This is a genomic window from Rhodococcus ruitaii (assembly GCF_055230935.1).
This window is the reverse complement of record NZ_JBUYWC010000001.1, coordinates 71,276-97,660: the sequence shown is the minus strand read 5'-3', so window position 1 is coordinate 97,660 and position 26,385 is coordinate 71,276. Positions and strand designations below refer to the sequence as shown.

General features: G+C 67.3%; 22 protein-coding genes. 5 read left to right on the top strand and 17 right to left on the bottom strand.

Annotation, left to right across the window (positions count from 1 at the left end; translation table 11 throughout):
- Window positions 1-16: 16 nt before the first annotated feature.
- From ACZI8W_RS00460 to ACZI8W_RS00425, 8 genes are all read right to left on the bottom strand, one after another.
- On the bottom strand, window positions 17-844 hold the full coding sequence (locus ACZI8W_RS00460; protein ID WP_463366510.1) for a sugar phosphate isomerase/epimerase family protein: 828 nt from the start codon (window positions 842-844) through the stop codon (window positions 17-19).
- On the bottom strand, window positions 844-2,565 hold the full coding sequence (locus ACZI8W_RS00455) for an FAD-dependent oxidoreductase (RefSeq protein WP_463366509.1): 1,722 nt from the start codon (window positions 2,563-2,565) through the stop codon (window positions 844-846). Before ACZI8W_RS00455 ends, ACZI8W_RS00460 begins: the two co-directional genes overlap by 1 nt.
- Complete coding sequence (locus ACZI8W_RS00450; protein WP_463366613.1) at window positions 2,565-3,650, bottom strand: Gfo/Idh/MocA family protein; 1,086 nt, start codon at window positions 3,648-3,650, stop codon at window positions 2,565-2,567. The genes ACZI8W_RS00455 and ACZI8W_RS00450 overlap by 1 nt, the downstream gene beginning before the upstream one ends.
- Window positions 3,647-4,486: an aldo/keto reductase gene (locus tag ACZI8W_RS00445; RefSeq protein ID WP_463366508.1), complete on the bottom strand. Its 840-nt coding sequence runs from the start codon at window positions 4,484-4,486 to the stop codon at window positions 3,647-3,649. The genes ACZI8W_RS00450 and ACZI8W_RS00445 overlap by 4 nt, the downstream gene beginning before the upstream one ends.
- Window positions 4,483-6,444 (bottom strand): oxidoreductase, encoded by a 1,962-nt coding sequence (locus ACZI8W_RS00440; protein ID WP_463366507.1) that lies wholly within the window; start codon window positions 6,442-6,444, stop codon window positions 4,483-4,485. The genes ACZI8W_RS00445 and ACZI8W_RS00440 overlap by 4 nt, the downstream gene beginning before the upstream one ends.
- Window positions 6,441-7,328, bottom strand: coding sequence for a shikimate dehydrogenase (locus ACZI8W_RS00435; protein WP_463366612.1), 888 nt, complete (start codon window positions 7,326-7,328; stop codon window positions 6,441-6,443). The genes ACZI8W_RS00440 and ACZI8W_RS00435 overlap by 4 nt, the downstream gene beginning before the upstream one ends.
- A gap of 57 nt (window positions 7,329-7,385) precedes the next feature.
- The gene (locus tag ACZI8W_RS00430) at window positions 7,386-8,747 is read right to left on the bottom strand and encodes an MFS transporter (protein ID WP_463366506.1); all 1,362 of its coding nucleotides are present in this window, start codon (window positions 8,745-8,747) and stop codon (window positions 7,386-7,388) included.
- Between the two features lie 148 nt (window positions 8,748-8,895).
- Window positions 8,896-9,789 (bottom strand): LysR family transcriptional regulator, encoded by an 894-nt coding sequence (locus ACZI8W_RS00425; RefSeq protein WP_463366505.1) that lies wholly within the window; start codon window positions 9,787-9,789, stop codon window positions 8,896-8,898.
- A 136-nt stretch (window positions 9,790-9,925) separates the two neighbouring features.
- Between ACZI8W_RS00425 and ACZI8W_RS00420 the strand changes: the two genes are divergently transcribed.
- Complete coding sequence (locus ACZI8W_RS00420) at window positions 9,926-10,618, top strand: SDR family NAD(P)-dependent oxidoreductase (protein WP_463366504.1); 693 nt, start codon at window positions 9,926-9,928, stop codon at window positions 10,616-10,618.
- 28 nt (window positions 10,619-10,646) lie between these two features.
- Here ACZI8W_RS00420 and ACZI8W_RS00415 read toward each other — a convergent pair whose 3' ends face one another.
- Together ACZI8W_RS00415 and ACZI8W_RS00410 are read right to left on the bottom strand one after the other, a co-directional pair.
- Window positions 10,647-12,584 (bottom strand): vWA domain-containing protein, encoded by a 1,938-nt coding sequence (locus tag ACZI8W_RS00415; protein WP_463366503.1) that lies wholly within the window; start codon window positions 12,582-12,584, stop codon window positions 10,647-10,649.
- A complete protein-coding gene (locus ACZI8W_RS00410; RefSeq protein WP_463366502.1) occupies window positions 12,584-13,969 on the bottom strand; it encodes a sigma 54-interacting transcriptional regulator in 1,386 nt (461 codons plus the stop codon). The genes ACZI8W_RS00415 and ACZI8W_RS00410 overlap by 1 nt, the downstream gene beginning before the upstream one ends.
- Before the next feature lie 111 nt (window positions 13,970-14,080).
- Between ACZI8W_RS00410 and ACZI8W_RS00405 the strand changes: the two genes are divergently transcribed.
- Both ACZI8W_RS00405 and ACZI8W_RS00400 read left to right on the top strand, forming a co-directional pair.
- On the top strand, window positions 14,081-15,103 hold the full coding sequence (locus ACZI8W_RS00405) for an alpha/beta hydrolase (RefSeq protein ID WP_463366501.1): 1,023 nt from the start codon (window positions 14,081-14,083) through the stop codon (window positions 15,101-15,103).
- Between the two features lie 275 nt (window positions 15,104-15,378).
- Window positions 15,379-15,609 carry a hypothetical protein gene (locus ACZI8W_RS00400; protein WP_463366500.1) on the top strand — a complete coding sequence of 77 codons (231 nt, stop codon included), beginning with the start codon at window positions 15,379-15,381 and terminating at the stop codon, window positions 15,607-15,609.
- Window positions 15,610-15,657: 48 nt separating this feature from the next.
- On the opposite strand, the gene ACZI8W_RS00395 is transcribed toward ACZI8W_RS00400, so the two are convergent.
- The 5 genes from ACZI8W_RS00395 to ACZI8W_RS00375 all read right to left on the bottom strand — a co-directional run bounded on the left by ACZI8W_RS00395 (window position 15,658) and on the right by ACZI8W_RS00375 (window position 21,974).
- Window positions 15,658-16,983 (bottom strand): NAD(P)/FAD-dependent oxidoreductase, encoded by a 1,326-nt coding sequence (locus ACZI8W_RS00395; protein ID WP_463366499.1) that lies wholly within the window; start codon window positions 16,981-16,983, stop codon window positions 15,658-15,660.
- Between the two features lie 165 nt (window positions 16,984-17,148).
- Entirely contained in the window at window positions 17,149-18,711 is a 1,563-nt protein-coding gene (gene purH / locus ACZI8W_RS00390) for a bifunctional phosphoribosylaminoimidazolecarboxamide formyltransferase/IMP cyclohydrolase (RefSeq protein ID WP_463366498.1), read from the bottom strand.
- Entirely contained in the window at window positions 18,698-19,345 is a 648-nt protein-coding gene (gene purN / locus ACZI8W_RS00385; RefSeq protein WP_463366611.1) for a phosphoribosylglycinamide formyltransferase, read from the bottom strand. The genes purH and purN overlap by 14 nt, the downstream gene beginning before the upstream one ends.
- Before the next feature lie 54 nt (window positions 19,346-19,399).
- Window positions 19,400-20,956 (bottom strand): cell division protein PerM, encoded by a 1,557-nt coding sequence (locus tag ACZI8W_RS00380; RefSeq protein WP_463366497.1) that lies wholly within the window; start codon window positions 20,954-20,956, stop codon window positions 19,400-19,402.
- 49 nt (window positions 20,957-21,005) lie between these two features.
- Entirely contained in the window at window positions 21,006-21,974 is a 969-nt protein-coding gene (locus tag ACZI8W_RS00375) for a DUF5336 domain-containing protein (RefSeq protein ID WP_463366496.1), read from the bottom strand.
- A gap of 64 nt (window positions 21,975-22,038) precedes the next feature.
- On the opposite strand from ACZI8W_RS00375, the gene ACZI8W_RS00370 reads away from it, so the two are divergent.
- Window positions 22,039-22,659, top strand: coding sequence for an IMPACT family protein (locus tag ACZI8W_RS00370; protein WP_463366495.1), 621 nt, complete (start codon window positions 22,039-22,041; stop codon window positions 22,657-22,659).
- A 152-nt stretch (window positions 22,660-22,811) separates the two neighbouring features.
- On the opposite strand, the gene sucD is transcribed toward ACZI8W_RS00370, so the two are convergent.
- The gene (gene sucD, locus ACZI8W_RS00365) at window positions 22,812-23,714 is read right to left on the bottom strand and encodes a succinate--CoA ligase subunit alpha (protein ID WP_463366494.1); all 903 of its coding nucleotides are present in this window, start codon (window positions 23,712-23,714) and stop codon (window positions 22,812-22,814) included.
- Between the two features lie 15 nt (window positions 23,715-23,729).
- Window positions 23,730-24,899, bottom strand: a complete 1,170-nt coding sequence (sucC, locus tag ACZI8W_RS00360; RefSeq protein WP_463366493.1) for an ADP-forming succinate--CoA ligase subunit beta — start codon at window positions 24,897-24,899, stop codon at window positions 23,730-23,732.
- A gap of 488 nt (window positions 24,900-25,387) precedes the next feature.
- Between sucC and ACZI8W_RS00355 the strand changes: the two genes are divergently transcribed.
- Window positions 25,388-26,347, top strand: coding sequence for a M23 family metallopeptidase (locus ACZI8W_RS00355; protein WP_463366492.1), 960 nt, complete (start codon window positions 25,388-25,390; stop codon window positions 26,345-26,347).
- Window positions 26,348-26,385: the final 38 nt, after the last annotated feature.

The window sequence follows — 26,385 nt, the reverse complement described above, 5'->3', positions numbered from 1 at the left end:
TTGGTAGTCGGCGCTACTACAAGCGCGCACGGGCCACGTCAGTGGTGAGTACGTCCTTCGTCGCAGCCACCAGCCGATCGAGCCACGGCCCGGTACCCGCTTCACGACGAAGCGGCTCATTGGGCAGCTCGATGCTCACCGGAAGATCTTCGGGCAGCGTCGCCCAGATCGCAGGCAGATCGATACCGCCCGTTCCCGGGACGAGCCGCTCCTCCCGGGCGTGCCGGATCAGCTCGGCATCGTCGATCGGGACGGGCAACGATCCGTCGCACATCTGCGCATAGTGAAGCCACTCGCGTGGGATCGCGGCCAGGTCGTCGAGGGACGTCGTGGACCGTCCTACGTGCAGCGCGTCGACCAGAATGCTGCGCGCCGGGCCATCGGCCTGCGACACGATCTCGATCGCGGCCCTCGCGTCGGGTACGGCCGTCCACGGCATGAACTCGAGGCTCGCGACAATCCCGTACTGCGCGCACAACTGCGCGAGCGCGGCGTACGAGTCGGTCAGTCGACGACGGTCGGGGTCGTCACCACCGACGAGCACGGCGCGGGCGCCCAGTCGCGCACCCACTTCGAGCATCGGCACATACGCGGCGGCATCGAAATCCGCACCGATGCGGACGATCTCGAGATCGAACACCTCGACCGGCGAATCGTCGAGCCGACGGATCAGCGCGTCGAGTGCGGCCGGGTCCTCGTGCAGTGGGTACGCGGTGGTGCCCGGCGCAGCCGGGAACAGCCGCAGACCGATGGTGTCGAATCCGTGCTGTTCGGCGAGCTCGACGTGCTGCATCGGCGCGGTGTCGAGAACGGTGAGGGCAGCCAGGCCCAGGGGTGCGCTCATCACTTGTCTCCTCCGTTCGAGGCGAGCCGGCGTCCGGCGAGGAAGCCGAAGGTCATGGCCGGGCCTATGTTGATTCCGCCGGACGGGTAGTGCCCACCCATGACGGACGACTGGTCGACACCGACGGCGTAGAGGCCACCGATGGGCTGGTCCTTCGCGTCCAGCACCTGCGAGCGGGCGTCGGTGACCAGGCCGGCGAAGGTACCGAAGCTGCCCGGCACCACCTTCACGGCGTAGTACGGACCCTTCTCCAGCGGCGCGAGCGACGGGTTCGGCCACGGATTCGCGGCGTCACCGGAACGCTGCGTGAACGGTGTTGTGCCCCGGTCGAATTCGGGGTCCACACCCTCGCGCGCACCCTCGTTGAAGGCGCTGACGCTCTTCTCCAGCCCGTCCGGGTCGACACCGATCTTCTCGGCGAGCTCGCGGATCGTCGCGCCCTTGGACAGATATCCGGACTTGACGTACGGGAACAGCGGAATCGGCAGCGGCTTCGCGAACCCGAGCGGCAGGTACCGCAGGTAGCGGGCATCGGCGATCAGCCAGGAGCACACCTCCTGCCCTTCCGGGACCTTCTTCATCATGCCGAGCGTGTAGTCGTGGTAGCCGAGCGCCTCGTTGACGAACCGGTGGCCGTCGGCGAGCACACCGATCACACCGGGCTTGCCGCGGTCCATGATGTGCGGGAATACACCCTCCTTGCCGTTGCGGTACTTCACCAGCGACACCGGGCAGTACGCGACCGGGGACGCGCCGGACCGGTCGAGCCGGCCACCGACGGACTCGCCGAGGGTGATGCCGTCACCGGTGGTGGTCGGCGGGGTCAGCGTCCAGTGCTCCCGGCCCGTGGGGGTGCGCGGGAACAGTTCCTTCACCCGGCCGAGGTCGTGGGTGAACCCGCCGGTCGCGAGTACGACACCGCGGCGCGCGGTGACGGGGTACGCGCTGTCCGGCCCCTCGAGGCGGACCCCGGTGACTGCACCGCTCTCGTCGGTGACGAGGGCGGTCGCCGACGTGTTCACCCGGATCTCGACACCGGCATCGAGCGCGGAACGCAGCAACCGGCCGACGAGTGCGGTGCCGTTCACCAACTGCTGACCGCGACGCTTGGTGACCAGGTCGAACATGTGCGTCAACACCCGCCGCGCACAGTGCACGAACGCCTTCGGTGACCGGGTGGAGTGCAGGAACGCCATCAGATCCGGTCCGGCCATGATGCCCATGCCGAGGAACGACGTCTCGTACAGCTGCCTGCGCAGCAGCGCGGCCACGTCTGGGCCGAGCTTGCGCAGGTTCACCGGCTTGGGCCCGACGGAACGATGCCCGGTTCCGGCACCGGGGGTGTTGCCGTGGATGTCGGCGATGCCGGCGCCGGGCACGAACTGCAATGCGGTCTTCTTCTCGAAGAACTCGACCATCTCGGGAGCACCGTCGAGCAGGGCGTCGACCTTGGCGGCGTCGAAGTTGTCGCCGAGCCGGTGCTCCAGGTAGGTGCGGGGCAGCTCGCGCGGCTCATCGACACCGTCGGCGTGCGCGAACAGGTTGCGGGGAGCCCAGATCCAGCCACCCGACCACGCGGTGGCACCACCGCACACGCCGGCCTTCTCGACCACCAGCACGGACGCACCACCGTGGGCCGCGGCGACCGCGGTGGCCAGGCCACCGGCGCCGGAGCCGACGACGACGACGTCGTAGTTGTCGGTGGATGTAGCGGGATTCATCACTGCTCCTCGGATGCGAGTACGGGTGTGGGTGCGAGGTCGACGGGCCGGCCGGTGCGGGCCGACTCGTAGACGGCTTCGACGACGGCGAGGGAGGTGCGGGCGTCGCGCCCGGTCACGGCCGGCGGTCGACCGGTGCGCACGGCGTCAGCGAAGTCCTGCACCTGCAGGGTGTGGAAATCGGTGAGGCCGGCGTTGACGGCGCCGACGTCGAGGTTGGCGTGCACCGCCGGGTCATAAGGGGAGCGGAACTCCAATTCACCCGGGACGGTCCACAGTTCGTTGACGCCCTCGCGGCCCTCCGGGAACTCGAGGACGCTCGCGACCGCCCCGGTGGAGCCGATGACGGTGACGCGGTTGCCGAGGTTGTGGTTGGCGCCGGTGGTGGCGGTGATCGTCGCCGATCCCCCGGACGCGAACGTCACGACGGCGGAGGCGGCGTCCTCGGTTTCGATGTGGTCGCCGTGGAAGCGGGTGCCGATGACCCCGGTGACCCGGACGGGTTCACCCATGAACCACTGCAGCATGTCGATCTGGTGCACGGCCTGCGTCATGAGCACGCCACCACCGTCGGTGTCCCACCGGCCGCGCCACGGGTCGGCCGAATAGTAGGTGGACGGTCGGTGCAGCAGCACCGACGCCTCCCCGAGCACGGGCTGCCCGATCCGGCCGTCGTCGATCGCCGCCTTGATGCGGCGCGCCGCCGGCCAGAATCGTCGCTGGAACAGCACCCCGAGCGTGACACCGGCCCGGTCGGTGGCCTCGATCATGCGGTCCGCCGCCGCGACGGTCCCGGCGACGGGTTTCTCGCACAGCACGTGGATGCCCACCTCCGCCGCGGCGACGACGATCTCCTCGTGCACCGGGTGCGGCGTGCACACCGTGCACGCGTCCAGACCGAGCGCGAACAGCTCGGCCGTGAACGACACCGCATGCGGCAGGCCGAATTCCGCGGCGAACGCGCGAGCCCGGTCGAGGTCGGCGTCGCAGCAGCCGATCACCTCGACTCCGGGACTGTTCTGCAGAGCCCGGGCGTGGTTGCCAGCGATACGCCCGCACCCGACGATTCCCACATGCAGCATCAGAAGTGCTCCTCCCGTTCGACGTCGCGTGCGGCGCTCTCACCGCGATCGAGGGCATCGAGCGCCGCGATGTCGGCGGCGCCGAGCCGCACCTCCGTCGCAGCCAGGTTCTCCGCCTGCCGCTGCGGGTTCGCCGACCGCGCGACCGGAACCACGCCGTGCGCGCGGTGCCACGCGAGGATGACCTGCGCGGGTGTGTGCCCGAGCCGCTCGGCGATCCCGGTGACCACCGGGTCGGCGAGGGTGTCGCCGCGACCGAGCGGGCTCCACGACTGGGTGAACACCCCGAGCTCGTCGTGTGCGCGACGCACTGGCACGCGCGCCAGGGTGGGGTCCATCTGGATCTGGTTGACGGCGGGCGCTTCTCCGGTGTCGTCGATGACGCGGCGCAGGTGGTGTTCGAGGAAGTTCGAGACACCCACGAACCGGATCAGCCCGGCCTCGCGCCACTCGAGCATCGACTCGAACGCCGCCGAGTACTTGTCAAGTCGCGGCAGCGGCCAGTGAATGAGGAACAGGTCGAGGTAGTCGAGGCGCAGACGGGTGAGGCTGCGCTCGACCGCGCCGCGGATGTCGCCGGACACGTGGTCGCTGCCGCGAAGCTTCGTGGTGACGAACAGCTCGTCGCGGGGCACTCCGCAGGTGGCGAGAGCGGCACCGACGGCATCCTCGTTCTCGTAGACGGTGGCGGTATCGATCAGCCGGTATCCGGCGTCGATCCCGGCGAGCACGGCGCGGGTGGCATCGTCCCCGATGAGCGGCCAGGTCCCCAGACCGACCGGAGGCAGCGTTGCGCGCACGACATCGCGCGTCGTGACCGGGGTGGTGTCGGTGGTCATGCAGAAACCTCCATGCGGATGGTGGCAGCGTGGGCTGCCTCGGCGGTGATGCGGACGGCCACATCGGCGGCGGTGACGTTCGCGGCGTGAATGGATCCGCCGTCGCCGCTCGCGTCACCCACGCTGTACACACCGAGCCGCGGGGCGAAGCGCCGCAGGTCGGCGAGCAGGTCGGCGCGGGGTTCGATGCCCTGCGAGACGAGCAGTTCGCCCGGTGCGTCGACGGTGCGCTGTGCACCGTTCGTGGAGATCACCACCCGGTCGGTCTCGATGCGAGCGATGGTCGACGACAGGTGCGCGGTGAAGTCGTCCGCGGCGGCCAGGCGCGGCAGTAGGACGATCTTGGCGCGGCGTCCCACGTCGTGAGCGATCGTCTCCTGCGGGCCGATCATGACGACGGCCGTGCCGCGCTGCAGCAGATCGTCGGCGACAGCAGCGGCCTCGCGGTCGGCGCCGAAGACGGTGATCGCCTCGGGGGCCGGATCACCGGAGCGCAGGAACTCCCGCACGTCGCGGACGCGGCGGGAATCCAGGCCGGGCACGTCGAGGGCAGGGCCGCGTCCGCCGGTGGCGAGCACGATCGCGTCGAAATCGAGCGCTGCGAGCGTCTGGGCGTCCACGGTCACGCCGGTGTGGCAAGTCACCGGAAGCTCGGCGAGTTCGGCGAGGTACCAGTCCACGATCCGTCGATATTCCGGGTACTCGTGGAGATCGGATGCGAGCGCGAAATCTCCTCCGAGGCTGTCACGTTCGTCGTAGACATCCACCTGATGGCCGGCGACGGCAAGTTCACGTGCCACCGACAGACCGGCCGGCCCGCCACCGATCACCGCGACCCGTGCCGACACGTCGGCGGGTGCGGTGGGCTGGTCGAGTTCGCGCCCGACCCAAGGGTTCACCGAGCACGGCACCGCGCCGGCGGCGAGGCTGTCGATGCAGTAGTTGCAGGCGATGCACGGGCGGTAGCGGGTGCCGGCGATCGCACGGTTCGGGAACTCCGGGTCGGCGTGCAGGGTGCGGGCCATGGACACGAAATCAGCCTGGCCGGAAGCGATGATCTCCTCGGCGGACTCGGGGGTGCTGATGCGGCCGGCGACACCTACCGGGATGTCGAAGTCGCGGGTGTACTGCTCGGAGTAGGGGGCGAGCAGGCCGCGGGGCCACTCCCCCGGCTGGATGATCCACTGACCGGCCTCGTAGTTGCCGGCGGACACGTCGAGGAAGTCGAGGCGATCGGTGTCGATGGCGTCGATGCGGGCACGGGTCGCGGCGGGGTCGAGACCGCCATCGATACCCTCGAACGCCGAGAAGCGAATGCCCAGTGCCACACCGGGCGCCATGGTGCGGACGGCCTCGATGACGCGGTTGACGAACAGAGTGGGGTCGGCCCACCTGTCGTCGCGCTTGTTGTAGGCGGGTGAGAGGAACTGGTGGATGAGGTAGCCGTGCCCGCCGTGCAGGGAGATGACGTCGACGCCGGCTTTCTCGCAGCGTGCCGCGGCCTCACCGAAGCATTCGATGATGTGCTCGATGTCGTCGTCATCGAGCTGTTCGGGCAATTCGCCGCCGACGACCATGCAGGGGATCGGGGTGGGAGCCACGGGCACGAATCCGCTGACGACGCCCTGCGCGGTGCGACCACCGTGGTTGAGTTCGACACCGAGGAGCGCGCCGTGGGCGTGCACGGCATCGGCGAGGCGCGCGATGCCGGGGATGCGGTCGTCGTCGTCGACGCCCATCTGCCGGATGCGGCCCTTGCCGTCGGCACGCACATAGCTGGCCTCGGTGAAGACGAGGGCCGCTCCGCCGGCGGCGCGCCGTTCGAGGTAGGCGATGTACTCGTCGGTCATGGTGCCGTCCGCGGCGCAGTAGTTGCGTTCCATCGGTGCCGACACGAATCGGTTGCGCAGACGCACCGGGCCCAGGTCGAGGGGCCGGGCGAACGCGGGGGTATTCATCGAATCTCCTTGGTGAGGCTGTCCTCGATCAGTTCGTCGAGGTGACCGCGCATGCGTTCGGGGTCGGGGGTGACCCCGGTCAGCAGCGCGAAGGTATCGGCGGCCTGCGCCACCAGCATCTGTCCGCCGTCGAGCACGTCGCATCCGGTACGGATCGCCGCAGCGATCAGCTCGGTCCGCAACGGCCGGTAGACGATGTCGGCGACCCACAGGTCGGGGCGCAGCGCGGCGGTGTCGAACGGGGTGCCGGGGTGACCGGTCATGCCGATCGGGGTGGCGTTGACGACGCCCCGGCACTCCGGCAGCGCGACCGGGATGTCCGCGACCGCGAGCGGTGTCGCCCGGACGGGGAAGGCGTCCGAGACGCGGGAGCACACATCCGCGGCGCGGTCGGGGTCGACGTCGGCGACGCGCAGGTCCTTCGCCCCGGCGCCGCCGAGCGCGTAGGCGACCGCCGAGCCCGCGCCCCCGGCACCCACGAGCAGCACCGTGTCCAGGTCCGCCCCGGGAAGTCCGCGCTGCAGCGCGGTGAGGAACCCGCTGTGGTCGGTGTTGTGGCCGATCAGCCGACCGTCGCGGACAACGACGGTGTTCACGGCCCCGAGCAGGCGTGCGTTGTCGGACATCTCGTCGAGGGTGGGGATGACGAGCTGCTTACACGGGTGGGTGATGTTCAGACCCGTGTAGCCGCCGCGCACCGCGGATCGGACGTACTCGGCGGTGTCCGCGACCGGCACGTTCGCGACGTCGAGGTCGAGAAGGTCGTAGCGATAGCCGGGGACGCCCAGTTCGGCGGCCTCGTGTTCGTGCAGTGCCGGTGACAGCGACGACGCGATTCCGGCGCCGACGAGCCCGATGCGGTGTGCGGCAGTGGTGGACACGATGTTCTCCTACTCGGTGGTGCCTCGGCGCTCGGGTGAGCGCCGAGGCGGGTCGATCGGTCAGGCGTCGACGCGGGCGTAGGCCTGGGCTGGTGCCGTCGTCCGAGTGCGTGACTCGCCGAGTTCCGCGGTGGGGGTGCGGAAGGTTTCCGGGCCGGTCAGGGTTGCGACAGCGGACAAGAGGGCGAAGGCCAGGCACATGATGGCGACGGGAACCCAGTTGGCGGTGTCGCCGGCGGAGAGCATCTGCGCGATCGCAGGGGTGAATCCGGCGACGAGCAGTCCGAGCATGAGGCTGACGGCCATACCGGTGTAGCGGACCTTGGCGGGGAACTGCTCGGGGAAGTACGCGGGGTAGATGCCGTTGGGCATCGCGTAGAAGACGCCGATCATGATGATGCCGGTCGCGAACACCATGGGGACACTGCCGGTGCCGATGGCGTGGAAGAAGGCGAAGACCATGCCGCCGGCACCGACCGCGCCGAACACGAACACCGGCTTGCGGCCGATGCGGTCGGCGACGATCCCGAAGAGCGGCTGGGTGAGCACGGCGACGAAGTTGGCGGCGGCAATCGCCCACAGGATCGACGAGCGTTCCATGCCGTGCACGTCCACGGCGTAGGCGAGGGCGAAGACGTTGACGATGGTGTTGATCATCGCGAAGGTGGAGCTGAGGCTCACCCGGATCACGGAGCGCCAGTGCGAGCGGAACATCTCCACGACCGGCAGAGACGCGGTCTCGCCACTCTCCTGCATCTCCTCGAACACCTCGGGCTCGTCGAGCTTGCGCCGCAGCCAGATCGCGACGACGGTGACGACGATGCTGGCCCAGAACGGGATCCGCCAGCCCCACGAGAAGAGCGCCTCGTCGGGCAGTGATGCGACGGGGATGAACACGAGGCTCGAGATGACGATGCCGAACATGATGCCGCTCATGGTGAACGACGTGAAGAACGCCCGCCTGCGTTCGGGTGCGTGCTCGAGCGTGAGCGAGGCCGAACCGGGTGATTCACCGCCCGCCGACAGGCCCTGCAGCAGGCGCAGCAGCACCAGGATGACCGGCGCGGCCATACCGATCTGGTCGTACGTGGGCATGCAGCCGATGACGAAGGTCGAGATGCCCATCATGAGCAGACAGGCCAGAAGCGCGTTGCGCCTGCCGAATCTGTCGCCCCAGTGGCCCCAGAGCACAGCGCCGAGTGGGCGGGCCACGTAGGCGACGCCGAGCGTACCGATCGACAGCAGGGTCGCCGTCGCTCCCTCGCCGGGGAAGAAGATGTGCCCGAAGACCAGCGCGGCGGCCGAGCCGTAGATGAAGAAGTCGTAGTACTCGAGCGTGCTGCCCAGGAAGCCCGAGATGGCCGCCCTGCGAGCGTTCGTGTTGTCGCCGCCGGTCGGCGCAACAGCGTGACTGTTCGTCATGAAGTGTCCTTTCGTCCCAGATTCCGACGAACACCGAGAGCTCCGCTTCTGAGACGGACCTCACACTCGCCGGGACGAAAAGACGATGACACACGCGACTATGCGTCGTCCAACACTGAAAAAGTCATTTATAAAGACTGAAAGTATCTTAATTGGTATCGGGGAAGATGTCTTCCACGACACGCAGTGCCACCTCCATGGCCGGCGTCATCCGCTTGGGCGACCAGCCCAGTCCGTGCTGCATGTACACCGGCTCGCCCGCAAGGGGAACGAACACCGTGCCGGGCGGGATGATCGGGGCGATGCCCGACGTCATGAGCGCGACACCCACGCCCGTCGAGACGAGCATCAGGATCATGTAGGGGTCCGTGATCTCCTGGACCACGCGCGGACGGAAACCTGCGTCGAGGCAGGCACGCATCGCCAGTTCCTGCAGCGACGATCCGGCGGTGAAGGGCGTGGTGATGAACCCGTCGTCCGCGAGCGCGCTCAACTCGATCTCCGTCTCGTGCGCGAGCGGATGGTCGATCGGCAGCACCGCACCGAGCGGTTCACGCCGGATCAGCCGGGTACTCACCGCGGTCGACTGCACCGGCAGACCGACGAAACCGAGGTCCAACGCGCCGCTCTCCAGCTGCGACACTGCCTCCCGGCTCATAATCCGGCCGACGAGGACCAGCTCGATGTTCGGATAGCGCTGCCGCAGCGCACGCGTGAGCGGAGGCAGCGACAGATGGTTGAGCACCCCCGTGAACCCGATCTTGATCTGGCCGTAGACACCGCCGACGGAGGCCTGCGCAGCGTGGTGTGCGGTCTCGACGCTTTCGAGGATGTGGTAGGCGTGCGGGAGGAACGCGTGACCGCTCGCCGTGAGCGCGACGCTGCGGGTGTTGCGCTCGAACAGCGACACCCCGAGGTCCTTCTCCAGCTTGCGCACGGTCTGGCTCAGCGGCGACTGGGCCATCTGCAAACGCTGGGCCGCGCGGCCGAAGTGCAGTTCTTCGGCGACCGCCACGAACGCCTGTATCCACCGGATCTCCATCGGTGACCTTCCTCGAGATATTGACGACCGACTGCGCAGCCGTATATTGATTCCGCACACAACCGCGACGATAATTATGCCGGATTCGTACATAGATCGCGCTCGGTCCGCACATAGTCCCCCGAGGAGACCTGAGATGATCACCTATCCCACAGCCGCGACCGCGCTCGTCACCGGAGGCGCCAGCGGAATCGGCGCGGCATGCGCACAACGCCTCGCCGACGCCGGCGTGCAGGTCGTCACCGCCGACATCGCGCCCGGCGCGGACGAGCATCTCGACGTCACCGACCCCAGCTCCGTCGACGGACTGCGGGCGCGCGTGGGCAGGGTGGACATCCTCGTCAACAGCGCCGGCATCGTCGGCCCGTCCGCGCCTGTGACCGACGTCGACTACGCCGCCTGGCAGCGCACGTTCCGCGTCAACGTCGACGGCACCTTCCTGATGTGCCGCTCGTTCGTCCCCGGCATGATCGAATCCGGATGGGGACGGATCGTGAACCTGGCCAGCATCGCTGCCAAGGACGGAAACCCCACCCAGAGCGCATATTCGGCGTCGAAGGCCGCCGTGATCGCACTGACGAAGTCTCTCGGCAAGGAGATCGCCACGACGGGCGTTCTCGTCAATGTCGTCGCGCCGGCGGCCGTGGAGAGCCCCATGAACGCCGATACCGACCCGGCGATCCTCGCCCGGTCACAAAGCCTGACCCCGATGGGCCGGATGGGCCGACCCGAGGAAATCGCCGAGCTCGTCGCCTGGTTGTCCTCGGAGGCACTGAGCTTCTCCACCGGCGCCGTGTACGACGCCAGCGGTGGGCGCGCATCATACTGACCGCCTGCCCCGCGACGACTGCACTCGGTCAGCGGCGGCGCCGCATCCGTACGTAGTTGCCCACCACAGCGGCACCGAGACCGTCGAGATCCGGCGCCACCACCCGCCCACCCACACGGCGCGCCATGCGGTCGACGATCCGTGCGAGTCCGGGATCGTCGCCGAGCCGAAAGATCGTCACCTGCGCATCGATCTTCGCGAGATGGTCGAGTTCACGGACGGTGAGTCCGAGCGTCCGCGCACTGGGCGGATAGTCGAACGCCGCATACCCGTCCGGTTCCAAGTGCGCGGTCGGTTCGCCGTCGGTGACGACGAGCACCACCGGCTGCGCATTTGGATGACGTCGTAGATGCCTGCCGGCGAGCAGCAGCGCGTGATGCAGGTTGGTGCCCTGCTCGTAGACGCCGTCCAACCCCGCAAGTTCGGGCGCCGTCACCACCCGCGCATGCCGACCGAACGCGATGAGCTGTAGCGCATCGCCCCGAAAACGAGTCGACACCAGGTGATTCAACGCAAGCGCGGTGCGCTTCATCGGCACCCACCGCCCGTCCATGACCATCGAGAACGAGGTATCGACGAGAAGAGCGACCGCAGCCTGCGCACGCTGTTCCGTCTCGATCACTTCGACGTCCGACACCGCCATCCGCACGGGCACACCGGGGTCGCGGAGCGTCGCATTGGTCAGCGTGCGCACCACATCCCACGGTTCGGTGTCGCCGAACTCCCACGGCCGGGCCGCTCCGGTCGGTTCGCCCATCGCCCCCGCGCGCCGCGTCTCCCGTTGCCCGCCCCGCGACGAGATCCGGTTCATCACATCGCGCAGCGCATGCTGCCCGAGTTGCCGCATGGCCTTCGGCGACAGACGCCACTGCCCGTCGGCACCACGATCGAAGAATCCCTGCTTCCGCAGTTCCTTCTCCAATTCGGCGAGGGTCCGCGCATCGGCGGCGGCCTCCGGACCGAGATGCCGTTCGAGTGCATCGAGATCGATGTCGTCGAGCGACGCCCCCGCGTACTGCTGCGACAGCTGCTCGGCGAGCTGGTCGAGTTCGGAGATCTCCTGCAGCGCACCGGTCCCCTCCCCGAGACCCATGCCCTCGTCGCCGCGGAACCGCTGCGACCCCGTCCAGTCCTCGCCGGGTCGGGCCGAGCGCAGATTGCCGTCGAGCCGGTCCAGTTGTGCCATCAGGTCCGGGGAGCCGAATGCCTGCTGGGCCAGCGCATCGAGTTCGTCGCGCTGTTCCTGCGTCAGCGAATTGCGCAGTCGCTGCGCCGCCGCGGCACGCTGCGCGAGGGAGTCGAGCAGCTCCTCGACGTTGTGCGGATTCTCCGGGAAGAAGTCGCCGTGCTCGGCCATGAACTGCTCGAAGTCCTCCGGGGTGTCCTCACCGCGCGAGTGCTTGTCGAGCAGATCGTTGAGGTCCGAGAGCATCTCGGCAATGCGCTGCCGGTCTTCGTCGGTCGCGCCTTCGAGCGCCTGCTTCATGCCCGCGAACCGCTGATCGAGCATCTCCCTGCCCAGCAGGTCGCGGATCTTCTCGTAGTCCTCGCGCGCCTGGGTGCTCCGCCAGTCGTAGTCGGCCAACTCCTGCACGGCCTGCGCCGTGGAACTCGGCAGTTCTTCCATGCGCATCTCCGAGAAGCGCGCATCGTCGTCGAGTGCGCGCGCGAGCGTCTTCCGTTCTTCGAGAACGGCCTTGTCGAGCAGTTCGCGCACCTCCCGCAGAGTGCCGTCGAGGTTGGTGCGGTCGAGCAGCTCACGCTTACGCCGGTTCGCCTGCGCCGCAAGCTTGTCCAGCCCTCGCATGGCACCCTGCCCGCGTCGCAGCAGCTCACGCAACGCCTGTCGCGGGGAACTACCAGCGAGGACATCGTCGCCGATCGAGGCGAGCGCGTCGCGCAGATCCACGGGCGGGGCGAGTGGATCACCACCGTGATAGGGGCCGTACCGAGCCGCCCGACTCATCAGGAGTACACCGCCGCACCGTCGTCACCGGTGTCCTTGGCGATGCGCCGCGCCAGGTAGAGCCCCTCGAGTGCGAGTTCGATCGCGGACGCGCGCGATCCCGGGTCGCTCGCACCGAGACGGTCAGCGACGTCGTCGAGCACTGGCAGTTCGGGCAGCTCGTCGAGCAACGCCTTCGCAGTGATTCGCTCACCCGTCACCACGGGCTCGCCCTGTTCGATGGCCGAGACGAGCGGCGCGAGATCGATGCCGGCCAGCCGGGCACGGGCAGTCTCGGCGGTCGCGCGACGTAACAGGTGGTCGAGTACTTCGAACTCTCGCCCTTCCTCCCCCGACTCGAATTCGACCTTGCCGCGCAGCACCTCGACGACCGTGCCGAGATCGACCGGGCGTGCCACCGGGTCGTCCTCCCCCAGCACCGCGCCGCGGCGCACGGCCGCGGCGGCGACGGTCTCGGCTCCCGCAACAGCGAACCGCGCCGACACACCGGACCGCTGATCGATCGACGTCGAGTCCCGCAGCAATCGGGTGAACCGCGCGAGGATCTCGAGCAGGAATCCGGGAACGCGGGCCTGAAGTTGGGCTTCCTGCCTGATCACCGCGATCTCGTCGTCGAGTTCCATCGGATAGTGCGTACGGATCTCGGCGCCGAAACGGTCCTTGAGCGGAGTGATGATCCGCCCGCGGTTCGTGTAGTCCTCCGGGTTGGCGCTCGCGACGAGCAGTACGTCCAGCGGCAACCTGATGGTGTATCCGCGCACCTGGATGTCGCGTTCCTCCATCACGTTCAGCAGCGACACCTGGATGCGTTCGGCGAGGTCGGGAAGCTCGTTGACGGCAACGATGCCGCGGTGCGAGCGCGGTACGAGACCGAAGTGGATGGTGTCGGGGTCGCCGAGGCTGCGACCCTCCGCCACCTTGACGGGGTCGACGTCGCCCACGAGGTCGGCGACAGAGGTATCCGGGGTCGCCAGCTTCTCCGCGTAACGTTCGCTGCGATGCCGCCACGCGACGGGCAGGTCGTCGCCGAGTTCGACCGCGCGCCGGATCGACGCAGGTGTGATCGGCTCATACGGGTGTTCGCCGAGCTCGGACCCGGCGATCACGGGTGTCCATTCGTCGAGCAGCAGCGGCAAGGTGCGGAGGAGCCTCGTCTTGCCCTGGCCTCGTTCGCCGAGGAGCACCACGTCGTGGCCGGCGAGCAGTGCCCGCTCGAGTTGCGGGACGACCGTCTCGTCGAATCCGACGATGCCGGGCCATGGATCGGCGCTGTCGCGCAGCGCTGCGAGCAGGTTCTGTCTGATCTCGTCCTTGACAGAACGCTGCACGTGTCCGGACGCGCGCAGCTCACCGAGGGTGGATGGGCGGGGTGTGGGTGACGTCACCCCACCAAAGGTACGACCGTCTCGCCGTTTCGGCATCCCATCGGCGAGTGCACGCCGGCGCGAACGGCCTGAGTTCTCTCGATGTCACCCGCTTCTGATAGACACATGAGCATGTCGGACACCGAGATCACCTTTTCCAGCGGCGATGTGACCCTGCACGGCAGCATGCGCATCCCTGTCTCGATCAAGGGAGCGGTACCGGCAGTGCTGTTGCTCGCGGGCAGCGGCCCCACCGATCGCAACGGCGACAGTGCACTGCTGCCGGGCTCGATCGGTACCTTGCGTCATCTCGCCGATGTGCTCGAAGACAACGGGTTCGCGAGCCTGCGCTACGACAAGCTCGGCAGCGGCACCACCGGCCTCGGGCCCTACGACGTCGAGGACGTCGCCGATCTCGGGTTCTCCACTTTCATCGACGCAGCCGCCGACGCACTAGCCTTTCTCGCGCGGCAACGTGGCGTCGATTCCGAGCGGGTGTACGTCATCGGTCACAGCGAGGGCGCGCTGATCGCGCTGTCGCTCGCCCAGGACAACCCCCGCACCCAGCGCACCGGAGGAGCGCTGGGGAACGACGGCGACAGCATCGACATCAAGCGCGTCGACATCAAGGGCATCGGTCTCCTCGAGCCGCTCGCCGTGCGCCTGCTCGACCTGCTCACCGCCCAGATCGACGCCCAGCTCGACGCCGTGGTGTCCGCGCGGCAGCTGGCCGTCCAGGTCGCCGACGAACTGCGGGTCGCGCTCGCAGGTGCGGTCGAATCACTGCGCGCAGACGGCACCCTGAGCGACAACCTGCCCGAGCCGCTGCGCAACGCGGGCCTCGTCTCGGGCAACGCGAAGGCGCTTGCCGAAGAAGACGCCCTCGACCCGCGGATGCTCGCCGCGCAGGTAGCCGGCAGCCTGCCCGTCCTCACGACCGTCTCGTCGAAGGACATCCAGGTCCGCGTCGACGACGTCGACGCGCTCGACTCCGCGCTGGTGCACACTCGGTTGACGTCACTGCGCATGCAGCGCACCAACCACGTCCTCAAGGACATCGGCGACCAGCAGTCCACCGGTTCCGACTACGTGGCCGACCTGCCGTACTCACAGGAGTTCACCAGCGGTTTCGAGAAGTGGCTCAAGTCCCTCTGAGCGGGGCGCCCGCCACCCGGCGGGGAATCTAGAATGTCGCTTTCGCGTCAATAGTGTATGGTTTTCCGTTAACCCACTGGAGTACACGAGAAAGGTACGGTCCGATGCATCGCAAGTATCAGTTCGGCAAGCGCTGTTCCGTACCGTTCGCGTTCTTCGACTTCCACGTAGCCCCGCGGCAACCCCGAGAATAGAGTCCTCGTCGACTCGCCTCTCGGGCACCCGGGCACTTCGCCCCGGGTGCCTTTTTCTTTCCCTTCCGACAGGAGAACACCATGAAATTCCGACTCACCGCTACCGGCGAGATACCGAAAGATCTGCCCGACGATCTGACGGGTCACGCGATCACGATCGACCTCAGCCACGTCGACGCCGAGAAGGGCGCCGAGGCTGCGGTCCTGATCCGCGAGCTGCTCGATCGCGGCGCCGCCCGTCTCGTCATCGCCGATGATCGCGGCGTCCTCGACACTTCCTCACCGCGCACCACCCACCCGCACGCCGCCTGAACTGCGCCGACCGCGGGCCAGGTGCGACGGTCACTGCTTGCGCGGAAGTCAGGGTTTCGGGATCCCCTGGCTGGCCGAGAACTTGGCCTCGTCCTGGCTGACGAGGCCGAACGACACCAGCGATCGAGGCGCCACAAGATCCGTCAGGTATGCGAGTCCGACTGCCCAGCGATTGACCCCGCGCGGCAGCGCCAACAGGTGGTACCCGCGCGCGACCACTTTCGCAGGCAGACCGGACAGGTAGATGCCCATCGGGTTGGCGACCGCGAATCTGGGGCCGAGATCGACCACCAAGCCGAGGTTGCGGTGCTTGTACCGCTCGGCACGGCCGACGCCGACACTGGCCAACACGTTGCGTGCCAAAGTTCTTCCTTGCCGCACAGCGTGCTGTGCTGTGGGCGGGGTGATCTGACCGTCGTCGGTGAGATCGGGAACTGCCGCCGCATCGCCACCGGCGAAGACATGCGGGTGGCCGTCGACGCTCATGTCGGTTCGGACACGAAGACGACCGCGTTCCGTGGGCAGCCCGAGGCTTTCGATCAGTGGACTCGCGGTGACGCCCGTGACCCATGCGACGGTCCGCGTGGGTACCGTACTGCCGTCGGTGAGCACCACATGGTCGTCGGCAACCGACTCGAGGGTCGTTTCCAAACGAACGTCGATGCCTCGTTCCCGCAGGACAGCCAATACCTTGTCGCTGAGCTTGTCTCCAACCTCCGGCATCACTCGGGCAGCCGTGTCGAGCAGCAGGAAACGGACTTCGCTCGGAGCGAAACCACGCTGCCGGGCGACCTCGTCGGCGAGGGCCCGCATCTGCGACACCAGTTCGGCTCCGGCATACGACGCCCCGACAACCACGAACGTTCTGCGCTGCGCGGCAGTGGCCGCATCATCGCGGGTCGCCAACTCGAGCTCGCTGATCAATTGGTCACGCAGGTACAACGCTTCCGTCGTGGTTTTCAGACCGCGGGCATGCTCGGCCAGACCGGGCACGTCGAACAACTTCGTCACCGATCCGGGCGTGAGGACCAGCCGGTCCCACGCGACGGTATCCGCGTCCCCGTCGCGTGCGGTCAGGCGCAGTGATTGTTCCTCGAGGTCGACCGAGTCGACGCGTCCGGTGACCAGCTCGACGCCGGGCAACGCCTCGGTGAGGGGAACCGCCACGAATCGCGGATCGAGCAGCCCCCCGGCCACTTCCGGCAACAACGGCGTGTAGAGCATGAAATCGTCCGCCGACACCAGTGTCACCGATACGGGAGCCGACGACTTCCGCGCCTTGCGCACAAGATGACGTGCACACTCGAAGCCGGCGAAGCCGCCGCCGATGATCACGATCCGCGTGGTCGCATTGCTCTCGGTTGTCGCTGCCATGTCGGAATCACCACACTTCTATGCCGGTTCTCGGGGCATATACCCCGTTCCCGCGTGCATACCCAGTTATCGCGTGACCAACCAGGAGTGTCGGACTCTTCTGACGGCCCTTGACGACCACGGCCCCCGGCGACGGCCAGTCCGAGGCTCTGCGCCGCCCTCAGCTCAGTGCGCGAAGTGGCGCGCACCCGTCAGGTACAACGTGATGCCGGCCTCGCGAGCAGCGTCGATGACCTCGTTGTCGCGCACCGAACCACCCGGCTGCACCACGGCTTTGACACCTGCCTCGGTCAAGACCTGCAGGCCGTCCGCAAACGGGAAGAATGCGTCGGACGCCGCAACAGAGCCGGCGACACGGTCGCCTGCGCGGGTCACCGCGAGGCGCGAGGAATCGACACGGTTGACCTGGCCCATACCGACACCGACGGTTGCGCCACCCGACACCAGCAGGATCGCGTTGGACTTGACGGCACGCACCGTGCGCCACGCGAACTCGAGGTCGCGCAGGGTCGTCTCATCCGCAGGATCCCCACACGCGAGTTGCCAGTTCGCTGGCGAATCACCCTGCGCGGTGAGCGCGTCGCGCTCCTGCAGAAGCAGGCCACCCGAGATCTGACGCATCTCGATCTGCGCCGACTTCGGCGAATCCGCGCGCAGGATGCGGATGTTCTTCTTGCGGGAGAGCACCTCGACAGCGCCGTCGGCGTACGACGGGGCGATGACGACCTCGGTGAAGATCTCGGCGACCTGCTCGGCCATCTTCACGCTCACCTCGCGGTTCGCGGCGATCACGCCACCGAACGCCGACACCGGATCGCATTCGTGTGCATTGCGGTGAGCTGCGGCGATGTCGTCGGCGATCGCGATACCGCACGGGTTGGCATGCTTGATGATCGCGACACACGGCTCGCTGTGGTCGTGCGCAGCACGCCACGCCGCGTCGGCGTCCTGGTAGTTGTTGTACGACATTTCCTTGCCGTGGAACTGCTCGGCTTGCGCCAGCCCGGGCTCGCCGCCCTCCGCCACGTACAGGGCCGCAGCCTGATGCGGGTTCTCGCCGTAACGAAGCACATTCGAACGAGTCCACGTGGCACCCGACCACGCCGGGAACTGTGACCCATCGCCCTCAGGTTTCGCGTAGTCATTGTTCATCCAGCTCGCGACCGCAACGTCGTACGCGGCGGTATGCTGGAAGGCCTGGGCCGCAAGACGCTTGCGCTGTGCCAGCGTGAATCCGCCTCCCGTGACGGATTCGAGGACATCACCGTAAGCGGCAGGGTCGACGACCACCGCGACCGACGGGTGATTCTTCGCCGCAGCACGCACCATGGACGGGCCACCGATGTCGATCTGCTCGACACACTCATCGGGGGTCGCCCCCGACGCCACGGTCTGCGTGAACGGATACAGGTTGACGATCACCAGCTCGAACGCCTCGATACCGAGATCGGTGATCTGGTCGAGGTGGTCCTGCTTACGGGTATCAGCGAGGATGCCGGCGTGCACGCGCGGGTGCAGCGTCTTGACACGTCCTTCGAGGCATTCGGGGAAGCCGGTGAGCTCCTCGACGCGGGTCACGGGCACACCTGCTCCGGCGATCGTCGCGGCGGTGGAGCCGGTGGACACCAGTTCGACACCCGCGTCGTGCAGCCCACTCGCCAGCTCGACCAGTCCGCTCTTGTCGTAGACGCTGACCAGTGCGCGGCGCACAGTCTTACGTTCGGTCACTGGGGATCACGGCCTTTCGTCCATCGGATACAACTCCACGGGTCGCGACGGCGGCGACAACGTCGACCAGCAAGCGTCGTTCCACAACCTTGATGCGTTCATGCAGGTCGGCCTCATCGTCGCCGTCGAGGACCGGCACGGGTTCCTGCGCAAGAATCGGCCCGGTGTCCACACCGCCGTCGACGAGGTGCACGGTCGACCCGGTCACCTTCACGCCATAGGCCAGCGCGTCGGGAACGGCATGTGCCCCCGGAAACGACGGCAGCAGAGCAGGGTGCGTGTTGATGATCCGTCCAGCGAATCGCCCGAGAAACACGGTACCGAGAATCTTCATGAACCCTGCGGTGACGATGAGGTCGGGTTCGTGTTTCGCGACCGCCGCGGTGAGGGCGTGATCCCACTCACTACGGTCGGCGTAGTCGCGCAGCGCAATCTCGAACTGCGAAATTCCCGCGGCGGCAGCGTGCTCCTGCGCCACGCACACTCGGTCGACGCCGACTGCGACGATCTGCGCGGGATACCCGTCGGTTCGGGTCGCGTCGAGGAGCGAATGCAGCAGGGTTCCCGTACCCGAAGCGAGGACGACGATCCGCGCGGGCGCGGTGGGTGGCAGCTGGTCACGCGAGGCAGTCAGCGCTCTACTCCTGGAACTCGAGGGGGCGGGCCGGAAAGGCGGCCGCCTCAGACACTAGTCGCCGTCCGTCTCACGCTTTTCTTCGACCTCCCCGTCGACGCCGCCGGAACCCACTCCCGCGTCCGATTCGTCGCTATCCGTAACGTCGGTGGTCTTGGCGTCTTCGAGTTCGACGACTTCCGCCTCGATGACGTTCGGGTCGTCGGTTTCGTCAGGGTCGTCGGTTTCGTCAGGGTCGTCTTCTGCGTCTGCGTCGTCGAGCTCGTCGGCACCCTCGACACGTTCGGCATCGTCATCCTCCGAGTGCGGCCCCTCGATCGCTTTGATCGTGTGGTCGAGCTCGTCGTCGAAGCGGTCTTCGTACTCGGACTCGTCTTCGACCACCGCCGCAGCGGCAAGCTTGCCTTCACGCCACATCAGCAACTGCGCGGTGATCAGCCCGAGCAACCCTACCCACGCAAAAACGAGAACACCCGTGAGCCACCAATTGCTGCCCACAATCCCGAACATTCCGAGCGGACCACCCGCAACCCAGGTCAGCAGCGCGATAGCGAGGCCAGTCTGCGCAGCGGCCGCGAGAAGCGTCAGCGATGCGTCGGCGCTACGCACCGGAACACCGTCGGCCTGCGCCTGCAGGACGCGGTGTGCCACGAACCTGCCGGCGAGCGCGCCGACGGTCGCGGGAACGGCCAGCATCACCGGCCAGAATGCAGCCGCGGGACCGGCGGGAATCACGGCGAGGACGGGAAGCGCAGGCAGGTCACCGCCGCTCGCCTCGAACAAGCTCAGTCGAACGTCACCGAATTGCACGGTACTGCCGGCAAGGATCGACGAGGCGCCGAGGAAGACGTTCGGGAGGTAGAGAATCGAGAGCACCGTCAACCCGAGGACACCGACGACGCCCCCACCTCGCTCGAGGAGGTCGCCCATCGTGGTCCACGACAACACCATGCCGACCAGGGTGAGTACGCCGCCCAACGCGAAGATACCCAGCAGCGCCCGCACCGCCGGACGTACCGACAAGATGAGCCATTCGGGAACGGCGTACCGTCTGCACACCACGCGCCATGTCCGGGTGCCGATCCCCACTGCGGCTGCGAACATGTACAGACCGTTCACCCAGGCGAGCGCGGCAGCGGCGTTGGGTGGCGTCACAGGAAGTACCCCTGCAGCATCCTGCATCACGACCAGCGCGATCACGGTGACGATCAACGGGCCCGCGATGGTCGCGACGACGATCCGCGCCGCATCCTGCAACGTCAGGTTCTGTTCCGTGTGGTCGACGGTCGAATCCACGGCCGCGGCACTCGCCCGCGCCGCCTGCCACACGATCAGCCCTGTAGGGAGCAGTGGCAGTACGCCGAGTGACGTGCCGTCGATCGTCAGCGTCACCTGGTGCAATGCAAGCCACGTACCGGCGATCGCTGCGTAGATTCCGGTGAGATCGCTGTTCACCGCGACCATCGTGATCACCACGACGGTCGCGACGAAGGCGATCGTCACCGCGGGAACACGCGCCGCCGCGGCGATCAGGATCCGGAAACGATCCGAGTCGATCTGATCGTTCTCGGACGGTGCGTGCCGAGTGGACCGGCCTAGCGTCGAAGTCATCATCTCGATAGTTGCACCGTCGGTCGGCCCGCGGCGTCAGGCGCGCCGATCACCGCTGGTCGTCGGGTGCACGGAACACCTGGGTCGGCGCGTCGTCGGTGTTCTCGGCCACGGGTGTCGCGCCCGATCCGGTGCCGCGCGACTGGTCGGACTCAGGTGGTTGCGTCGGCTCATGCTGGGTCGACTCGTGCTGGGTCGGCTCGTGCGGGGCAGGTTCCTGCGATTGCTGTGCATCGCGCTGCGCCGCCGCGTACGGCTGCAGGTATTCGCTGTAGGGCGCCTGCTGGGGCACCGGCCCCGGAAATTGGGTCTGTTGGCCCGAGTAGGGCTGCGGCATCCCCGGGTACTGCGTCTGACCGGTGTGCTGCTGTACCCCGAACTGCTGGGCCCCGAACTGCTGCTGCGGGGCCCCGAACTGCTGGGTTCCGAACTGCTGGGCCGGATGTTGCGGGCCGACTTGCCCAGCCGGAAACTGCTGGCCCGGCTGCGGGAATCCGGACTGCACAACACCTTGTGACGCGGTCTGTTGTGGGACACCTTGCTGTGGCGGTTGCGGTGGGAAACCCTGCTGGTACACACCCTGCGGGGCGGGTCGCTGCCCCGGTACCAGCACGCCGATCCCGAAGAGCAGCGCGAACACCGCAAGCGCCGTCTGCACGAGACCGAGCACGAGGATCGTCACGCCGCCCCAGGCGATTCCCGTGTCCTGGGGCAGGTGGAACAGCTGGAACAGCGACGTCACGAATCCCACCCCCGACGCGACAACCGCGGCGGCCCGCAGATCCTGGCCGGGAAGTAGCGACAGAGCCGCGCAACCGCCGCCGACCAGCAGCAACGCCAGCGGCACGACCGCGAACCCGAAGTCGAACGACGACAGCGATACGAACGAACCGAACGTGATCCTCACGTACGGGGCCAGTCCGATGATGAAGTTCACGACGCCGAGCACCGCGACGCCGATCGGCAACAGCAACGGCACAACCTTGCTCTGGACGGATGGGCCGCTGGGGTATGACATCGATCCTCCTGCAGTAGTCGGTCGCTGATCACCACCCTATGCACCCGGCGCCAGAATGGTGGCCATGCCGCACACACTCGCGCCAGGATCCGACATCGTCGTCGAGACGGAGGTGAAGAACTCACGGTTCCTCGCCGCGATCCGTCGTGTCCACTCGTCCGTCGAAGCCAGTTCGTTCGTCGACGAACAACGTCGACTGTTTCCGGACGCGCGTCACCACTGCTGGGCATTCGTAGTGGGTGACGATCAGGCGCACCGCGCGGAACGGTCGAGCGACGACGGCGAGCCCGGCGGTACGGCCGGTGTACCGATGCTGCAGGTGCTCCACCACCGAGACCTCGTGAACGTCGTCGTGGTGGTCACGCGCTGGTTCGGCGGTGTCAAACTCGGTGCGGGAGGTCTCGTCCGCGCCTACTCAGGTGCGGTGTCGACGGCGTTGGACACCGCGTCGCTCGTCGCGCGACAGAAACGCAGCAAGTTCACGTTGAGTGTCGGGCAAGCCGATGGGGGGCGGCTCGAGGCCGAACTGCGCAGGCACGGAGTGGCGATACTCGACGTCTCCTACACCGACCGGGTGGTGTTCACGGTTGCGGGCGATGCGACGGAACTCGACGGCCTGGTGGCGTCACTGACCTCGGGCGCCGGTGACCTCGAACCCGCAGGCACCGAATGGATCGACCGGTAATTCCCCTCCCCACTCTGAGCGAAGGGCACATTCATCTCGACAGATAGAGCGAAGGATCCATTCGATCGGAGGAGCCGGAGACAGACACGGCGCCCTCCTGGACCGTGTGGTCCGGGAGGGCGCCGCGGTGAATCGACTCAGGTACTACAGGCTCAGCGCGAAGCGAGGATCTCGCGCGCGAGGGCAGCGGTCTCGGACGGCGTCTTGCCGACCTTGACGCCTGCCGCCTCGAGAGCGTCCTTCTTGGCCTGGGCGGTGCCCGACGAGCCGGAGACGATGGCGCCGGCGTGACCCATGGTCTTGCCCTCGGGAGCAGTGAAGCCCGCGACGTAGCCGACGACCGGCTTCGTGACGTTGGCCTTGATGTAGTCGGCTGCGCGCTCTTCGGCGTCGCCACCGATCTCGCCGATCATCACGATGACCTTGGTCTCGGGATCCTTCTCGAACGCCTCGATGGCGTCGATGTGGGTGGTGCCGATGACCGGGTCGCCGCCGATGCCGATGGCGGTCGAGAAGCCGTACTCACGGAGCTCGAACATCATCTGGTAGGTCAGGGTGCCGGACTTGGAAACCAGGCCGACCGGGCCTTTGCCTGCGATGTTCGCCGGGGTGATGCCGACGAGGGCCTCACCCGGGGTGATGATGCCGGGGCAGTTGGGGCCGATGATCCGGGTCTTGTTGCCCTTCTCGACGTTGTAGGCCCACGCGTACGCGGAGTCCTGCACCGGGATGCCCTCGGTGATGACCACGAGCAGCGGGATCTCCGCGTCGATGGCCTCGACGATGGCGTCCTTGGAGAAGGCCGGGGGAACGAACGCGATCGAGACGTCCGCGCCGGTTTCCTTCATGGCCTCGGCGACGGTGCCGAAGACGGGCAGCTCCACCGCGTTGCCATCGGAGTCGGTGTGCGAGACCGTGGTACCGGCCTTGCGGGCGTTCACGCCGCCGACGACCTGGGTGCCGGCCTTGAGCATGAGCGCGGTGTGCTTGGTGCCTTCGCCGCCGGTGATGCCCTGGACGATGACCTTGGAATCCTTGGTCAGGAAGATTGCCATTGTTCTGTATGTCCCTTACTTCGCGGCGAAGGCGAGCTCGGCAGCCTTGTCGGCAGCCTCGTCCATGGTTGCGACGACCGTGACCAGCGGGTGAGCGGCCTCGGCGAGGATCCGCCGACCCTCGTCGACGTTGTTGCCGTCCAGACGCACGACGAGCGGCTTGTTGGCCTCGTCGCCCAGAGTCTTCAGGGCGCCGACGATGCCGTTGGCGACCGCGTCACACGCGGTGATGCCACCGAAGACGTTGACGAACACGCTCTTGACCTGCACGTCGTTCAGGATGACGTCCAGGCCTGCGGCCATGACGGCAGCCGAAGCGCCGCCACCGATGTCGAGGAAGTTGGCGGGCTTGACGCCGCCGTGCTTCTCACCCGCGTAGGCGACGACGTCCAGGGTCGACATGACCAGGCCGGCGCCGTTACCGATGATTCCGACCTGGCCGTCGAGCTTGACGTAGTTGAGGTCGTTCTCCTTGGCCTTGAGCTCGAGCGGATCGGTCGCGTCCTTGTCCTCGAACTCGGCGTGACCGGGCTGACGGAAGTCGGCGTTGGCGTCCAGGGTGACCTTGCCGTCGAGGGCCAGGATCTGGTCGTCGGGGGTGCGGACGAGGGGGTTCACCTCGACGAGGAGCGCGTCCTCCTTGATGAACACCTCCCACAGCTTCTGGATGGTGTTGGCGGCAGCGTCGAGCACCTCGGCGGGCAGTTTGCCGGCCTGGGCGATCTCGCGCGCGAAAGCAAGATCGACGCCCTTGACGGCGTCGACCGGGATCTTCGCGAGAGCGTCGGGGTTCTCCTCGGCGGTGACCTCGATCTCGACACCACCCTCTACCGAGCACATGGCCAGGTAGGTGCGGTTGGTGCGGTCGAGCAGGAAGGAGATGTAGTACTCCTCGGCGATCTCACTCGCCTCTGCGACCAGCAACTTCTTGACGACGTGCCCCTTGATGTCGAGGCCGAGAATGGCCTCGGCGTTGGCCTGGGCGGCGTCGACGTCGGCGGAGTACTTGACACCACCGGCCTTGCCGCGGCCACCGACCTTGACCTGCGCCTTGACCATCACGGGCTTGCCGATTTCCTCGGCGATCTCGCGGGCACCGGCGACGGTGTCGGTCACGCGGCCGGCCGAAGTCGGCACGTCATGCTTGGCGAAGAGTTCCTTCGCCTGGTATTCGAAGAGATCCATCTGCTCACCGTCTCGTCTGCGTTCTCGCCCGCTCGGGGGTATGGAGCGGGCCGATTTCGGACTCTAGTTTCTCGGACGACCTACGAAACGACCGCGCCCGCACTCTGTGGCACACATCACGAGGTTCCGCAGGTCTCGCACTACTTCACGGGGTTACCTCCGGGAAGGCACTGTACGACAAACCGAGAGGACCGCCTGATCCAGAATGACAGGTGGCCGGGACCACATGACGACCGGCACCCCGCAGACCTGCCAGTGGTCGAGCGCACAGCCGCACACAACGCTCGTCGATCACATTCGGATACGCGACGATCCTCGATGGGTGCGAATTCGTGACTTGAAAGAAAGTCCTGTTCCACCTGCTTTGTACTGTGATGACAGTCACATAAGCCGCGGGTTTGGGCTTCCGGCTTGCCACCTACGCGATCGTTTCGTTACCGTCAGCTGCCAGCTGAAGTAACGATGAGGTCACGACGAAGGAGGACGGCATGCGTCCAGGCAGCCAGAACACCGGCAGCCCCGCTCGCCGCTCCACCACCGACCCGGACGATTCCTGGGATCCTTGGAGTTCGTCCGACGCCCGTCACTTCCCCGACACCGACTTCCGCAGCACCGGCAAGGCAGAGCCCACGTACTACGGCAGCGAGCAGGTCGAGGACGTCACCTCCCCCGCACCCCGTACAGGTACCCACCGGCTCCCCACTCCACCCACCGCACTCAAGGGTCGCGCCGCCGTCTTCGCCGTCGCCGCCGGCGCCGTGGTCGCGGCCGGACAGGCTGCGACGAGCAACTCGGGCTCGAGCCCCACAACCTCCGAGATCGCGCTCGCCGCCGATACGGCGAATGCGAACACCCTCACCGCAACGGCCGTTCCACAGGCCGCTCAGTTCGCGTCCGATTCTGCGGGCAGCGACGCAACTCGCTCACAGGCACCCCAGGTTCTCAACATCGCGGATCCCAACGATCTGTCGCAGTTCTCCAACCTGCTCGCCAAAGGCCAGCGTTTCAGCGAGGAGCGGGCCGCACGCGAAGAGGCCGCGCGTCGTCCCCTGTTCGCGCTACCCGCCGTCGGAGCCTTCACCTCGAACTACGGCGCCCGGTGGGGCACCCTGCACGCGGGTGTCGACATCGCGGGCCCGATCGGCACGCCGATCCTCGCGGTCGCCGACGGTGAGGTCATCGAATCCGGTCCGGCATCGGGTTTCGGTATGTGGGTTCGCCTACTCCATGCTGACGGCACAGTCACGGTGTACGGGCATATCGACCAGTCGCTCGTCACCGTCGGTCAGCAGGTCATGGCGGGCGATCAGATCGCCACCATGGGCAACCGCGGCTTCTCCACCGGCCCCCACCTGCATTTCGAGGTTCACCTGGGCGGTGTCGACAAGATCGATCCGTTGCCGTGGCTCGCGACCCGCGGAATCTCCCTCGGCCAGAACGCCGACTGACCATCACCCTTCGGCGCCACCACGGACCATGCGCCCTG